The organism is Synechococcus sp. N26, from assembly GCF_900473975.1.
Classification (GTDB): Bacteria; Cyanobacteriota; Cyanobacteriia; order PCC-6307; family Cyanobiaceae; genus Parasynechococcus.
This window is the reverse complement of the sequence record NZ_UCNM01000002.1, coordinates 343,525-359,086: the sequence shown is the minus strand read 5'-3', so window position 1 is coordinate 359,086 and position 15,562 is coordinate 343,525. Positions and strand designations below refer to the sequence as shown.

Sequence of the window (15,562 nt, the reverse complement as noted above, 5' to 3'; positions counted from 1 at the left end):
CAACCGGGCAAGCAGCAAAGTAATGAGACCGATAACTAGGCCCATTACCAACGGGGCAAGCATGATTTGCACCAACCAAATCAAACCCTGTTGATGGAGCCAGATCAACGATGCAACATAAGGAAGCATCAGGAGAGTTGGAATAAACCAGCGACGCCACTGAGAACGAATTATTTGATGATGCCAGAAAGGCCAACTGCGCGGGGTAAACAGGCTCATCGGTCAAACAATCTCATACCATGTTTCTGCTCCAACGCTTGACGGAGAAGGATTTGCTGATCTTGGCCTAAATGAGACGCAAGCATCTTCCACAGAGGTAATCGCTGTTCCTCCAATGATTGCCTTAGTGAAGGGTCTACTTCAGCAAGCTCGTTGACAAAAGCCTGGCCGTTTGATGGGCTAGCGAATGGCTGGAAGCAATGTACAGGATCAATAGCCAATGGGGGAACGGAAGGTTGATGCCATTCTTCCAAGGCGTGTGCCCGAAGTTCGCCAAGTTCCACAAAAAGCTGTTGATAACGCTCAGCCACAACTGAACGGTCAAATTGTTCTCGAGCCCAACGTGCTGCAGCTGCTCCCATACTTTTGCGTAAGTGAACATGTTTCAACAGTGTAGAAATACAATCACGGGCCGCCGCTAAATCGAGTTGAACCATTTGAGCCAGAGCCCCTGCTACTGCTGGATAAGGGTCAAGGCCGACACGATGGTTCCAGCCCAAATTGACAGATAAGGATGAAGATACCTCAGCCCAACGGGATGGGACACGAAAACCGTGACAACCATCCTGAACAAGATCACGATAACCGTCCCAATCGCTCAAAACCACGGGCAGGCCGGCAGCCATCATCTCAACGACTGACTGACCAAATGTTTCTTGCACATTGTCGACCAACGAAATACCAATATCCGAAGCAGCAAAGGCCTGATATTTCACTCCCTCTGTAACTGGTTTTTCGTCACCGAGGCGACGAAATTGCAGATGGCGAAAACAACTACGAAGACGCTTCAGTGCGGCACCTCCCTCTGGGTTGTCATCCGGGCCCAGCTCCAACAGCACAAGAGGTCGTTGACGCTGTCGCGCTAAACAATCAAGCATGCTGTAAGTCGGCGCCTGATCAGACTTAGAAAGTAATGTCAAACGCCCTAACCACAAAACAACATCTGCATCCCTTGGCAGACCTAATGCAGCTCGGGCTGCTGAACGTTCAGGCAAAACAGACTGAATCTCTTTAACCGGTATTGGCAGAGGAATTACAGGTAATTGAGGACGATGCTGTCTAAGCGACTTGGCAGAAACACCAGCACGACGAGATTGACGATCTTCACGTTGTGTCAATACCGATTGCACGACTTCACGACCTGCAGTACTGCTACAAATCAAGCAATCCCAAGAAAAGACATTCTCGGATGTAAGTTCCTCTAGACGAACCATGGCACCGGTGGTGCAAAGCGTGTGGATTTGCCCTATGAGCGAGAACGATGCAGGTGCCGCGTAGGCATCCCGCCAAAGGCTCCACAGTCCGATAGACGGATCAGGGACCAACAAGCCGCCACACGAGCTCAACTCAGAGGCTGACGAAAAGCCAATCGACCGACAGGAGCTGCTGCTGCCCCATGAACTGATTAAGTCCTGCACCTGTCCTGCAAATGCTGGATCAGCAAGAAGCAATGGAAGCTCTCGTCCTTGAGCTAGCTCTAGCCATAGCTGGAGTAACTGCTGTCCAGCCCAACGCCTGCCATTGAGCGGGCCTCCACCAGGCAAAAGATCCGGAACCATCAGGAGGGCCGGCAGATCAGCTGGAGACACCGAAAGACCCACGAGCGGTTACCAAGAGAGTATGGAACCTAAACCTTCATCCAGTTAGAGCCTCCAACGAGATGCACCTGCTGCTGATCACAAATCTCTTCCCGCCCCAGGAGCTCGGGGGCTATGGGAGGAGCATGGCCGATTTTGCATGGGGGCTTGAGCAACGAGGACATCAGCTGACAGTGCTCTGTAGCGACGCACCGTATCTGCCACAACCAAGAGGCGATCTGAACCTAGAGGCATTAATCGACCGTACCCTTCAACTCAAGGGAGACTTTAAAAAAGGTGTTCATCACCTTAGAAATATCACGGTACGCAATCAGATCGACAAAACAAATCAAAAAACATTACTTAGACACCTTAAACAAAATCGTTTCGACGGAATATTACTTGGCAACCTAGATTTACTGGGACCAGAAATTCTCAAATCTCTAGAAAATTCAACTGTCCCAGTGCTCCATCACATCGGATACGTCAGCCCTCCATTTCAATACGGTCAACACCCCAAAATGATTAATTATCGTATGGTGGCAGCAAGTGAAGCCGTACGTGATGCACTGATCAAGCATGGAGAACAAATATCCTATTCGATCCCCGTTGTTTACCCCGGGGCGCGATGCGACCTCTTCAAGACTCGCCAAGATCGATCATTACCTGCACCGCTTGGGCCAGAACTTACAAATTCACAAAAACTAGGCAGCAGCGCTCGACCACTAAAGATTTGTTTTGCTGGCCTATTGATGAGTACAAAAGGTGTGCATACCATTGCAGAAGCGTTAGTACTATTAAAAGAGCATAGACTTGACGTAGAACTCAGCATTGCTGGAGGCGTATTTCAAAAGAACTACTGCAACGCAATTCGCGAATTCTTGAACAATAACGGAGTTGCAAATAATGTGTTTTGGTACGGACAGTTAACCAGACCACAGCTAGTCAAATTTTTCCGGTTGCATCATGTCGCCGTCTTCCCATCTATTCATCCAGAAGCTTTCGGCATTGTGGCTGCCGAAGCAATGGCAAGCGGACTAGTACTAATTAGCAGTGGCGTTGGTGGTGCTAGCGAAGTCTTTGAGGAAGGCAAGAGCGGTTTAAGTTTCAAGGCCAATGACCCTAGTTCTTTAGCATCCAAGCTTTTAGAAGTTATAAACGCACCTACAGAAGAACTCCGCAAATTAGCTCAGAATGGTCAAAGACGAGTTGAACAGAAGTTTAGCGTCTCTAATTCTTCCGCTCAACTCGAACGACTCTTCTGTGAGTTGAGCAACTCTTGAAACAAACTCTGAAACCGAGGCCACATAACACTCTGATCCCAAGCCAATGAATCCTGACGCGCCTGCCGGCCCAACTGAAGTCGGAGAGAGGAATTCGACAACAAATCAAGAATAGATGCGGCCAGTGCAGAAGAATCAGCAGCTGGAACCAAAAGTGCGTTGTGACGATGCGTAAGAACTTCAGAAACAGGCATGCCTTCACTTCCAACCAGGGCACAGCCACATGCCATCGCCTCAAGTAAACTCCATCCGAGAATGAAAGGCTTTGTTAGATAAACATGGACCCAACTAGCTTGAAGCAGGGCCAGCAAGCTTGGATAGGGAATACGCCCGAGAAAATGGATACGATCAAGGTCTAGCTGACCTTCCAATTCAGACAACATTCGTTGCTTTAAAGGTACATCATTGGCAAAACCATGACCTGCATAACCAACACCATTGTCACCAACAATCAAGATGCGCACATTTTTGTGTTTATGCAAAACAGTCGGCAACGCCCTCATAAACACGTCAAATCCGCGCAGACACTCCAAATTGCGGTTTACAAAAGTTATTGTCGGAACAGAGCGGTTGACACGAATGCCCCTAACGTGATATTCGACATCTTCCCGAGGGCAAGCGACATCGCAATTGATTCCTTCGTGGATAACGTGCAAGCGCATGTCTCTGAATTCGGCTGGCAAGCTCTCTGCCTGGTATCGAGTAGGCATCACCCAAGCGCTAGCTGAAGCCAACGCTGCACGGGTGAGGTAATTGCGTGCACTGTGGTCAGCAAGTTGCTGAAGAGTGGGACCAGGGCCTTCAGGCGGCAGCTCAATACCGGCATGCTGGGGCTTAACCCAAAGCTCAGGCCAAATAACACAGGGGGATTGAGGCCAGACCTGGTTTAGAAGAAGTGTCTCCCCCCATCCGCTGTGACCCAAAATCAAATCTGGCGTCCACCCTTCACGGCGCCATTGCTCAGCACATTGAGCAACTTGAGGTGCACGGGCCAACCCATCAGCCCAGTAATCCAGGCCAGGCGCAGCTATTGAGGCGTTGGCAAGACCGCTGATGTCGGGACCCTTGTAGCGCTGAACGGGCACATCATCTGGAAGGGGACGCTCATGAGCGCAAATGGCCCTTAGCTCATGCCCGTCCTTCAACAAGAGGGGTATCAGCTGACGAAACTGGCCTGGGTAATTCTGGTGAATCAGCAGAATCCGCACGAGAAAACAGGTAGTTCCCCCATTGTCACTGGCTGAGCCTGACAAAGGGCGGTACCTTCAGAGCCTTATCGCCTTGTGAACGGTGCTGTCGACTCGTCCGAACGTTTTGCTCGTGCTGGGGCTACCCCAATGCGGTACAGCGAGAATGAGTCATGTTTTGGAGCGCTGCGGAGCTCAAGCCAGAAATTTACATAGCCTTTCAAAATCACAGCAAGAGTTGCTGAGGGATGTTGGTAATGGCTGGGACAGTCCTCTGGAATTACCAGATCGATATTTGAGGAGCGACGCAGCCAAACAATTTTCTTCCTCATTGAGAGAGGCTCTCAACGGTGAAACAGCTAAAGATTGCTGCCTTGCATGCGTCCACGGGATGGAAAGAATTCTGCCCTTGTGGCACTCGGCATTAGAAGAACAAAACCTACTCATCCAACATCTGCTTGTAGTTCGACACCCTCTGGCTGTGGTTGAACAGTTTCGCAACATCGAGGGGTGGGATCGCGATCATGCACTCCTCGTATGGTTGCAAAGCACACTGGCAATGGAAAAGCACAGCAGAAACTGCTCTAGAGTGATCGTGGATGGAGAACAGCTTTCATGGGATCTGGATGCCACTCTGAATCTGATCGAAAGCACCCTGCAGCTCACGCTACCTGAGCGTCATCATAAAAGCTTGATCGAACTCGATAAAGAAACAATGGAACAGACAAACTCTAACGAAATAAAGATCAAATATACAGACACAAAAAAATCATCAGGATCACTACTCCTGAAAATGTCGCTTCAACTACATGACTGGCTGCTGGCTGAGAGCAAGAATGAAGAACGTCAAAGGCACTTACCAGACACTATTCGACAACAATTAAAGCTGGCGGAAGAACTAATGGGTCGCACCATCAGTGACATATGCATGAAGAACAAATCTCTAAAACAGAAGCTACATTCACTGGAAGCGCGCCGTTCAGTGCGTTTCAGCAATTGGCTTCGCCGTCAACAGAACGAGGCGGCTTAACGGAAGCTCCCACTAACGAACTAAAGGACGTTCCCCAGTGCTGGATCTCAAGCCAACTTGCACAAGCAAAAGCTGGCTTGTATAGCCGAAATATCTTAAGCAGTCCCAAAGTAGCAGCACTTTCCAACGGTGAAACATACGAACAATCGCCATCCTGCCAACAATCAGCCTCCGCCCAAAGTCTCATTTGATTCGGTGTAAGTGCAAAACAGCCGGCATGCGGATTACGCGGAGACTCGAAGTAAACAGATCCGGTTGGCATCTGGATTGACAAAGATGGAGGTGGATCTGGAATCACCTTATGGAGCTCCGCTGCAGGCAGAGCTCCATCTATAAACAATCGATCTACTAAATGAACTCCTGCAGCGATCTCCATCCGCTGTGGTAACAACAGATGGTCAGAGCCTAGCTGACGACCAAACCAAGATATTTTATGGAAAAAGTACGGATCGTGTATAAGCAGATCATCCTCAAGATAAACCAATAAGTCATAATCTTCATCAATATTTTCGGCTAAGAGCTTTTGAGCTTCAAAGCCTAGATGTTTCGGTGTCAACGGAGTTCGAATCTCCTCATGCAACAAACTTCGAAGCGCAGAGGGTAAATGATTCAGGATGGTATGAACACCATCTGTAACTACGCATAGATCAAAAACATGACGAATCGCATGATTAGCATCAGAGACAGACATAGCTCCGATATCAATAGCGCCCTGATGATTCGAAAGGCGCAATAGACAAAGCAACTGCTCTTGGAGCGCCATAATGCGGGGCTGAGGATTGGAACGCAACGACGCATGCCGACCTCCAGCCTCAGGATTCCAGTAGTGCACGATCGCAACCAGGATCTTCATGTTGTTCTCGCTGTGCCCAGAATGACTTAAATTACAACGAAAGGGAGGAAGGTTTGGCTGGGAAGTGGCCACCGATAAATCAGCAGTACTGGGAACTCAACGAACAGGCGGGTCTCCAGGAATTGAATGTATCGCTGCGGGGATATCAGCCTCCAATCGTCCATGCCCCAAGCAACATGACGACAATGCCAGGGAGGCTTCTACCGCTGCTACACGTCGCAAGCGTTGCAGCATGGCGAATGCAGTCGAACCAAGCGATTAATAAATTCAGGATCCAACTTCACGATGAAGAATCAGATCGAAATAATTGCCTACAATTCGACGCTAGAGCGGGTTCTAGAGAAACGCTTATCCCGGACCCCTACGCCCTGGGGTCAAACGGATACGAACGACTACGCAAGGAATTTCTGGATCAACGCTTACCACCCTGGAAGCAGCGCCAACCTCTGGCCTTCTGGCGAGGTGCAAGCACGGGAATGTCAGCACTCACCTTGACAAGGCTCACCAAGAATCAGCGTTACAAGTTGTGTTGTTTAAGCTTGGAAATGCCTGAGCTACTGGATGCTCGGATGACTGCAGTAGTACAGGGAAGGGACTCAGAAGCGACGGAGCAAATTCGACAACACTTGATAGAAGAAAACCTAATGGCCGCTTATTGCCCGGCTTGGATGTTTGGACTATATCGATATTTGATTGAAATTGATGGGAACGTTAATTCCTGGGGTTTGCTTTGGAAACTGCTGAGTGGTAGTTGCATCCTTAAAGTTGACAGTCCACGCCAACAGTGGTATCACCATAAACTCAAGCCTTACGTCCACATAATCCCGATAGCTAGCGATTTATCCAACCTGTCGACGCAACTTGATTGGTGCATGGCCAATCCAGACCATTGCGAAAAAATTGCATATAATGGGAGAATTCTTGCAGAACAAGAGGCTAAGAACCTTGGACGAAAAGTCATAGAAGCCATCGACGCTTTAGCAGAAAGATAGTTTGTCTGATTTAGGTAAAGAAATTGGGCGGATTAATGAGCTAGGCAATGGACATCAATACATAATCAGAAACCACGTTCATCCGTCACAAGCTTCATCGAAAGACCAAGAGCTTTGTAAACAAGCTCAGACCAGGTGGTTCTAGTGATAAGAAGCACAACATCAAGACTTCTATATGGACTTAACAGAGAGGACAAGTACAGCAAGAAAATAGCGAAAATGGTTTGGATTGGGAACAAATTCTTCTATATAGCAAGAAATGGCGCCATAGATAAAAATTTAATGGGTGGACGAGTAAACAAAAACTTGAGGATGTGCTCTATGGCGTCGTAGCAGACCGGGGAGAAACGGCAAATCCATGACCGAAGAGAAATACTATTTTGCTGCAAGATGCATCTATTGTCACTGATGCAAAACTCTTCTAGATAAATTTAAACAACACCTCTGGCATGCTACAAGAGAAGACTGACTGCAGAAAAGAATAAAAACAACCAAAAAGATATCCCTCCGTTGAACATAGACAGCACAAGACAGGAACAAACTAGATTGTTAAGCCCTTTAGAAACCAGCTACCAGGGCGGCATTAATCTCATTTGATGATGTGAGTAAAGAAGCTTGGTGACAACCAAACTCAAGGGAATGTAATACGCGCCGACAACTACAAGCTAGCAACAAAGGCAAAATGAATAGTACTTCTGCGTTTAGAGACAAAAGGGCGCACATCAGTAAACATTACTTAAGCGACGTAAGTCGATTAATAGCAACAAAGAACAGGAAAATCTATAGAAACAGGAAGCTAGGCTGAGTGATTCGAGAAGAGATAAAGAAAAGATCCAATACGCTCGCAAAAACAAAGTTGACAGGTTGCATTCAATACATATGTAAGAAGAGACGAGAAGCTATAATAACAGGATTTGCAGCGTTACATTGATCAAGGCAAAGCTACTGGAAAGGCAATCGTGAAGAACTCAAAAAGAGCTCTGATTACTGGTATAACTGGGCAAGACGGCTCCTATCTCGCAGAACTCCTTCTGGAAAAAGGCTACGCCGTGCACGGCATCAAACGCCGTGCATCTTCGTTCAACACCACTCGAATAAATCACCTCTATCAAGACCCTCACGAGACCGATCCCAGGGGGCAGCCTCCGCAACTGACTCTCCACTACGGCGACCTGTCAGACGGAAGCAACCTTCAGCGCATAATCGAGCATGTCCAACCCGATGAGATTTACAACCTTGGTGCCCAGAGCCATGTGGCAGTAAGTTTCGAAGCGCCCGAATACACCGCCAACGTTGATGCCCTTGGCACGCTACGCATCCTGGAGGCTGTGCGTATCTGCGGGCTTACCCAGAAAACCCGCATCTACCAGGCCTCGACCTCCGAGCTATACGGTCTAGTTCAGGAAATTCCACAAAAAGAAACGACCCCTTTTCACCCCCGCAGTCCCTACGGCGTAGCAAAGCTTTACGCATACTGGATAGTTGTCAATTATCGAGAGGCCTACGGGATGTATGCCTGCAACGGCCTTTTGTTCAATCATGAGAGCCCGAGGCGAGGTGAAACCTTCGTGACCCGCAAGATCACTCGCGGTCTAGCCCGTATTGATGCCGGCCTGGACCAATGCATTTATATGGGCAACCTCGATTCATTGCGCGACTGGGGCCACGCTCGTGACTATGTGGAGATGCAATGGCGAATGCTCCAACAGGAGACTCCCGAGGATTTCGTTATCGCAACTGGCCGACAAGAATCCGTACGCCGTTTTATTGAGCTCTCAGCTAAGGCCCTAGGTTGGGGCCCACTCCGATGGGAAGGCTCGGGTCTAGAAGAAACCGGTCGTCGGAGCGATACAGGCGCAATTGTAGTTCGGATTGATCCCCGTTATTTCCGCCCCGCTGAAGTAGATACACTGCTTGGAGATCCAACTAAGGCATGCAAAAAACTGGGCTGGACCCCCACCACCACATTGGAAGAACTGGTCAACGAAATGATCGCTATTGACCAGGAAGAAGCTCGCAAAGAAGCATACCTACAAGACAAAGGCTTCAATGTGGTTGGTGCAAGGGAATAAAACACACTGCAGAAATGGCTCTACTCAGTCCAAGCGACAACATCTTCGTTGCCGGAGGCCATGGCATGGCCGGCAGCGCCATCAGCCGCGCCCTGAAGGGCAAGGGTTATGGCGATCAAACCCAACACGGAGCACTACTGACGCCCACGCGTCAGCAGCTAGACCTACTGAATGGCCAGGCCGTGAACACATGGATGAAAGCGAATAGACCCGACGTAGTAATACTCGCAGCGGCGACTGTTGGAGGCATTGAAGCCAACCGAAGCAGACCTTCCGATTTCCTGCTGCAAAACCTCAAACTCCAGACGAACGTGATGGAGGCATCGTGGCAAGCAGGCACGCGCCGGCTGCTGTTTCTAGGAAGCAGCTGCATATACCCCAAATTTGCCAAGCAACCAATCCGAGAAGAAGAACTTCTGACTGGATCTCTGGAGTCAACCAATGAGTGGTACGCCATAGCCAAAATCGCTGGCATCAAACTTGCTGAGGCCCTGTGTCGGCAACACGGCGTTGATGCAATAAGCCTGATGCCCACCAACCTCTATGGACCAGGCGACAACTACCACCTTACCGATAGTCATGTGCTTCCAGCCCTAGTCCGCCGCTTTCATGAGGCAAAAGAAACAGGAATGAAAACCGTAACCTGCTGGGGAAGCGGCACACCTCTACGAGAATTCCTCCACGTCGATGACCTGGGTGAGGCCTGCGTGTTTGCCCTAGAGAATTGGTCTACGTTGAGTGGTGATGCGCCAAAAGACGACCAAGGGGAACCTCTGAGTTTCCTCAACGTAGGCACTGGTATCGATATAAGTATACGTGAACTTGCCGAAAAAGTAGCCCAAACAGTAGGTTATGAGGGCAATATTCTCTGGGATAGCAGTAAGCCGGAGGGTACACCCAAAAAACAGCTCGATGTGAGTCGGCTAAGCCAACTCGGCTGGTCAGCACGGATCCCTCTTGCAGAAGGCTTACCGCTGGCATATCAAGATTTCAAACAAAGACTAATATCAGGCCAATTAAGGAAATAAAGAAAATCAAGGAGAACTTAACCAAACTCTGCAGAAACGGAACTAGCAAAGGTTTAGCAACAAGAAAATACCAATAATAAAATTGTCAAAGTCTCAGACAAAAGAAAGCAAGCCAAATCTAAGAATATCGAAACGAAGTATAAAAAGCTCTAACAGAAGGAATAGGCGGGTTTCTGAGAATGTGAATAATGTCGGCGAAGAGCATGTAATTCAGCGCCCGCCAGCCTTGAGCACTGTCTTGATCGTACGGAAAAGGATCACCAGATCAAGCCATGTACTGAAGTGTCGCAAATAGTACAAATCATATGAAAGTTTGAAGTCTGAGTCCTCAATACTGCTGGCATAAGGCGCACATACCTGAGCCCAACCACTTAAGCCAGGGCGCATCCAATGACGCTTGCGGTAGTGGGGCATGCTGCGCTCAAGTTGATCCTCAATCTCAGGACGCTCTGGCCGAGGTCCAATCAAACTCATCTCACCAATGAAGACGCTAAGAAGCTGAGGTAGTTCATCGAGCCGTAACCTGCGCAGAATTCCACCGATTGCTGTGATGCGCTGATCTCCGATCTGTGTCCACTCCGCTGGAGCATCGATTGGCTGAACAGACATAGTACGAAGCTTAAAAACCGTGAAAGAATGCCCAAGCCAGCCACTACGCTGCTGTGAATAAAAAATCGGGCCACGATCTTCTAACCAAATCAGCAGCGCTGCAATTACCATGAAAGGAGCTGTAAACAACAAAAGCAACGCCGACACAACAACATCGGCCATGCGCTTGAGTTGAGCCTGAACGCTGAAAGTAGAGGCCCAAGGTAGATCGTCATAGGTGAAGGAGACATCGCCCATCAAAACAGGTGGCAGACGCTCCTGCTGCTGTTCAAACAGACTGAGAACCGACACACTGCGCACAACACGTGGATCACGCATCTCAAGACTCTCAAGCAGCAACCGCTTGCTGGGATCACGGCGAATCCCAGCACTTACAGCCACCAACAAAGGCTGCTCAGATTGATCGAGACGCCTTTGCAAACGCAACTCATCGACAGGTAGAAGACGATGGCGGTGAGGTACACGCCGCCAAGCGGTTAAAACGGTATGGATCTCATTCTGCTGAGCAAGTAATAACAGCCGAGGTGAATCAGGAAGCAACAGGCTGTAGCGCAGCGCCAAACGCACGAGAAAGCCCCAAACGGTGAGGGCAAACATCCAAACAAGCTGTACTCGCCTATGAACAAGCCACACCGCATCCGAAGGGTTGATCGACCAACGCGCAACAGCAACTACCGTCAGGGTTGCCGCAGCGGTAATCAACAGGCGCTGGAAAAGTACGAACAGGGGAAGACGACGCCAACGAAGGACCGTGTAGCTGCCGAACAACCAACCAAGGAGGGGGTACAGCAGAAGGGAGAACAAAAGCCAGACGAACTGTCCCTCAAAATGGTGGTCGCCGGTCGAAAAACCAAGCAAGGACTGCATCTGGAGCATTAAACCCAGAATCATGAGCTGGCCGACGCCATCGAGGAGCAATGACAGAAGAATCAGAGTGCGTGGGTTAGGGATCCACATAACAAACAATCTCAGCCAGCAGCAAAGTTATTAAGGGAAAATCAAAAATCACTTCACATAGACACTCATCAGTGTCAACAACACAACATGGTATGCAATGACAGACAAGTTAGGTTACCATCCAACGCTCGATTGCCGCCAGTAGTAATTATAAAATACTTGTCAAAGCGAATAGCTATATTTGAGCACGGGCACTAATCGCAGAAACCAGAAAGAAATCAATGCAAAATCAATACACTCAAGGGTCGAAGTAAGGAGGCAGTCTAGAAAAAGAAAAACGAGAGATTATCTATAAAAGGATTGGCATAGAATGAATGCAAGGGGATAAAGGCGCAAACAAGACAAAAACACGAACAAAAAGATGAAAACGCTTATGAACATCAGAGTGCTAATGACAAAAAGATACAATATCAGCAATATGAGCTGGCAAAAGAAGCGACAAGTAGAGGTAAAATTCGAAATATGGGCATAAATAGAAGCGACAGAGGCCTCGAGACCGCAGATTAAGGCTGGGGCATATCTATTGAGTCAACAAAACAGAATCAAAAGAGTAGAGAATTAGAACTACACGACCATGGGTTAGAGGCTTGAATGTAGCTAATGCGATATCGTATAAACGAGAGGTAAGGTGATGCCGCTGCTTAAGGCCTACACAAATAAGGTAAATGCTATGCAGTGAAGAGCTCAAATAATACGAGAAATTCAGCGCTATGAGGCTAAACAGACAGGAATAAGGAAATTAGGGGGAACTTCATTCAATAGAAGTAGCTCCCGCACAGGGTGAAAGGTAAAACTCGAATCAACGAAACCACCCCAGTAAGCAAGATGGGAAGGTGAAGAAAGCGGATGAAGAGATTCGAACTCTCGACCCTCTCCTTGGCAAGGAGATGCTCTACCACTGAGCTACATCCGCAGTTCGTTCAGGGGGGGGTAAGCCCTGCTGCCTACATATCATGCATCACAGGGTGCCCCTTGGTCAAACCATACGCAAAACAACCATGGTGGGGACTCTAGAAAGTTGAGAAGAAGGGTTGACAAGCCAACGGTGTGCAGGTCCAAAACATCAGGACACTTGCCTATGTCGCCAGGCCTGAAGCACCAGAGGAGGTCTTCAACAGAGGCACCCAAAGCCAATGACACGCAGATGACATAAAGTAATGTATTTATCGAAGAAACATAAGCTTTTGCAATGTGTTTGACAAAAAGACAGCAGCTGGCAAAAGCAGCTCATGCAGCATTAGAGACGACCAACGTGAAAATGTCTTACAACACAACCAATAACCCTATGGAACAGAAGTCTTTGAGGCATCGGAGTTATATCGAAGAAAGTTTCACGATGGAATATCGATAGGAACAACAATATGTCCGCTTAATCAGAGCCTGATGAAATTAATTAAATCACCGTAATGCTGTATGCACAATAGTGGAAAATCGATCGTTAAAGCTATAAATAAAAAACATCAAAAGTCTAAGATTGATGGAGAAGAAAGGCAAAGATACTCAGTAAATATGAAAATAAAAGGGTAAAAGCCACTAAATCACTCGAAAGATATTAGCGAAGATGAGACGACATTAACGGCACAGAGTTAATACAAGTATAAAGGCAATAGATTCACTGGGGACCGAACGTAGAAACACAAGTTAAATGGAATGCAGTGGAATATGAGGCATGCATAAGTCATGGATCAAAGAACACAATAATTAAAAAAACAATACAGGGATTCTGTGGAGTAGAAAGAATTAGGAGCTACAAGAGGCGACCGATAGGAATCTACGCAGTGGATTCGAAAGTGAGGGAGACGAAGGAAACAAAAAGGAAAGATGAGCTGAACATCACTAGGTAGAAAAAGACAAACTAGGAGACATCTATGCACACAGAGGAATAAGAAATGCGGCCTAAACAAGACCGCTAAGAATTAAATAACAGAGAAATAGTCGTACGAAAGGAGATTTACAAATGACAAATGACTTGCTATAATTAAGGGATGACTCGCTTTGAACCTTGCTTATACCACCAGCACTTAACTTCTTGGTGATGAACCAACGATATCTCCCAAAGAATGGAGACGTATTAGACTTTGGCGATCAACTACTTTACAGTACAGATCATGCTAGTTCAATATTTCCAGAATTCCAGAACATCAGCAAAAGCCTAAGTCAATACGACCAAGTAACATACTTATATCAATTGCTAGGCTTAAATAGAAGAGATTGCACTGATTACAACAAAAATGCATCGTTCAGGATTGATTTGAACTATTCATTGAGAGCCATGCCGGAAATAGAATCAAAATATGATCTAGTTACTAATCAAGGATTTTCGGAACATGTATTTAATCAGGCTTGTGCTTTCGAAGCTTTTCATTACACCTGTAAACCCGGTGGAATTATATTTCATGTCCTGCCATGCCAAGGATGGGCAGATGGAGGAGGGTGGGGTCATGGATTTTACCAATACCAACCAAATTTTTTCAGGCAATTAGCAATGGCAAATGACTACGAGATCCTGTCAATGAAACTATCGCCATTTAGTCCAAATCCATTTTTATGCGATTTTGATCCGAAAGAATATGCCGCTTTTGTAAACTCACATTTGTCAAATGAGGATTTTAGGAGAAATAATCACCTTGGAGGTGCAATATATGCAAGCATAATTATTATGCTACGACTGCCGAATCAAAAGAAAGAATTCGCAATGCCACATGAATAATTAAAATATAGATATTAATCCAAATTTATTCAGTCAAAAACAATGAACTGGCTTGATTTCCTGGTCAACGATATGCCTCGAGAGGCACTAAATACAATTAGTGCTCAAGATTATAATGAATTGCCAAAAGAGATAAAATCAGTAATTATGAAGTACAAGAGTTCTTCTCATGGCACTCATTACAATCATAAACTATGGCGGGATTTTTACCTTAGTCTTTCAGAGCTTCCGTCAGAGTCTATCCCCAATTTTATATTTAGCCTCAAAGATATATTCAGAACGTTATATCATTATAGGAAAGAACAACTTGAATACAAGCTTCCATCAATGCTACTGGAATGTAAGAACCGTGAGACAGCGGCTCATGCCCTACAAAAAATATATAATCCGTCAAGCATATGCAATCGTGTAATTAAGCCATGGCATTACAATCTAATTTATTTAAAGATGGCTAAGAATATGGCGAATATAGATATACGCAGTAATGAAAGAACTTGCCTGATAGAGATAGGTACATTTCATGGTGGATCATCCCTAATGATGTCAGCTATTTTTGATTGCGATGTTATATCACTCGATATAGCAAATGCTGAGCCTATGCGTTGTTCTCTATCGACAGGTAGAATGATCAAATACGAAAAGTTTGATCAAGAAAAACCGGATAGTATAGTAAGATTTATTGATTCAGACAAATATGAGAATTTTATTTTTATCGATGATGGATCCCATATGACATCACATCAGGTAAATACATTCAAAGCGGTACTACAACATATCAAACCAGAACTATACGTAATAGAAGATACGTACTATCAAAACAACAAGAAATACAATCCGAGTGAAATCTCTCTATTCATGGAAATATTTGCACAATTTAGTGATGATGTAACCTCAAAAAAGAAAAGAACAAGGCTAGATGGTTCCGAATATAGTATGACTATAGATCATGGAATATGGTCAATCTATAAAAATAGATTTCAGAGAACTGGTATATTGCGCTGAGGAGAATATTATGTGCCAAATAGATTAATAGGGCCACATTTTT

At 46.5% G+C, this 15,562-nt stretch carries 11 protein-coding genes and 1 tRNA gene; 7 read left to right on the top strand and 5 right to left on the bottom strand.

Features of this window, described 5'->3' with window-relative positions; all coding sequences use genetic code 11:
• Positions 1–215: 215 nt before the first annotated feature.
• Positions 216–1,778 (bottom strand): glycosyltransferase, encoded by a 1,563-nt coding sequence (locus DXY33_RS01830; protein WP_115131501.1) that lies wholly within the window; start codon positions 1,776–1,778, stop codon positions 216–218.
• Between the two features lie 101 nt (positions 1,779–1,879).
• Here DXY33_RS01830 and DXY33_RS01825 point away from each other — a divergent pair, with 101 nt between their 5' ends.
• Positions 1,880–3,079: a glycosyltransferase family 4 protein gene (locus DXY33_RS01825; protein WP_115131500.1), complete on the top strand. Its 1,200-nt coding sequence runs from the start codon at positions 1,880–1,882 to the stop codon at positions 3,077–3,079.
• Here the strand turns inward: DXY33_RS01825 and DXY33_RS01820 are convergent.
• On the bottom strand, positions 3,040–4,287 hold the full coding sequence (locus tag DXY33_RS01820; protein WP_115131499.1) for a glycosyltransferase: 1,248 nt from the start codon (positions 4,285–4,287) through the stop codon (positions 3,040–3,042). The genes DXY33_RS01825 and DXY33_RS01820 overlap by 40 nt on opposite strands.
• A gap of 82 nt (positions 4,288–4,369) precedes the next feature.
• Here DXY33_RS01820 and DXY33_RS11935 point away from each other — a divergent pair, with 82 nt between their 5' ends.
• On the top strand, positions 4,370–5,296 hold the full coding sequence (locus tag DXY33_RS11935; RefSeq protein ID WP_136975411.1) for a hypothetical protein: 927 nt from the start codon (positions 4,370–4,372) through the stop codon (positions 5,294–5,296).
• Here DXY33_RS11935 and DXY33_RS11930 read toward each other — a convergent pair.
• Positions 5,256–6,149, bottom strand: a complete 894-nt coding sequence (locus tag DXY33_RS11930; protein WP_136975410.1) for a calcium-binding protein — start codon at positions 6,147–6,149, stop codon at positions 5,256–5,258. The two genes, DXY33_RS11935 and DXY33_RS11930, sit on opposite strands and share 41 nt — an antisense overlap.
• A 239-nt stretch (positions 6,150–6,388) precedes the next feature.
• Here DXY33_RS11930 and DXY33_RS01810 point away from each other — a divergent pair, with 239 nt between their 5' ends.
• The 3 genes from DXY33_RS01810 (at position 6,389) to DXY33_RS01800 (ending at position 10,241) form a co-directional block, all read left to right on the top strand.
• Positions 6,389–7,141, top strand: coding sequence for a glycosyl transferase family 90 (locus tag DXY33_RS01810; RefSeq protein ID WP_170950898.1), 753 nt, complete (start codon positions 6,389–6,391; stop codon positions 7,139–7,141).
• 914 nt (positions 7,142–8,055) lie between these two features.
• Positions 8,056–9,213, top strand: coding sequence for a GDP-mannose 4,6-dehydratase (gene gmd / locus DXY33_RS01805; RefSeq protein ID WP_371634540.1), 1,158 nt, complete (start codon positions 8,056–8,058; stop codon positions 9,211–9,213).
• 14 nt (positions 9,214–9,227) lie between these two features.
• Positions 9,228–10,241 (top strand): GDP-L-fucose synthase, encoded by a 1,014-nt coding sequence (locus tag DXY33_RS01800; RefSeq protein WP_115131496.1) that lies wholly within the window; start codon positions 9,228–9,230, stop codon positions 10,239–10,241.
• 210 nt (positions 10,242–10,451) lie between these two features.
• Here the strand turns inward: DXY33_RS01800 and DXY33_RS01795 are convergent, their stop codons facing one another.
• Both DXY33_RS01795 and DXY33_RS01790 read right to left on the bottom strand, forming a co-directional pair.
• Entirely contained in the window at positions 10,452–11,717 is a 1,266-nt protein-coding gene (locus tag DXY33_RS01795; protein WP_244275811.1) for a sugar transferase, read from the bottom strand.
• A 931-nt stretch (positions 11,718–12,648) separates the two neighbouring features.
• Positions 12,649–12,720 (bottom strand) — tRNA-Gly (locus DXY33_RS01790).
• 1,122 nt (positions 12,721–13,842) lie between these two features.
• Between DXY33_RS01790 and DXY33_RS11925 the strand changes: the two genes are divergently transcribed.
• Positions 13,843–14,517: a hypothetical protein gene (locus DXY33_RS11925; RefSeq protein ID WP_170950897.1), complete on the top strand. Its 675-nt coding sequence runs from the start codon at positions 13,843–13,845 to the stop codon at positions 14,515–14,517.
• Between the two features lie 42 nt (positions 14,518–14,559).
• Positions 14,560–15,519, top strand: coding sequence for a hypothetical protein (locus DXY33_RS01785; protein ID WP_115131494.1), 960 nt, complete (start codon positions 14,560–14,562; stop codon positions 15,517–15,519).
• Positions 15,520–15,562 lie beyond the last annotated feature (43 nt).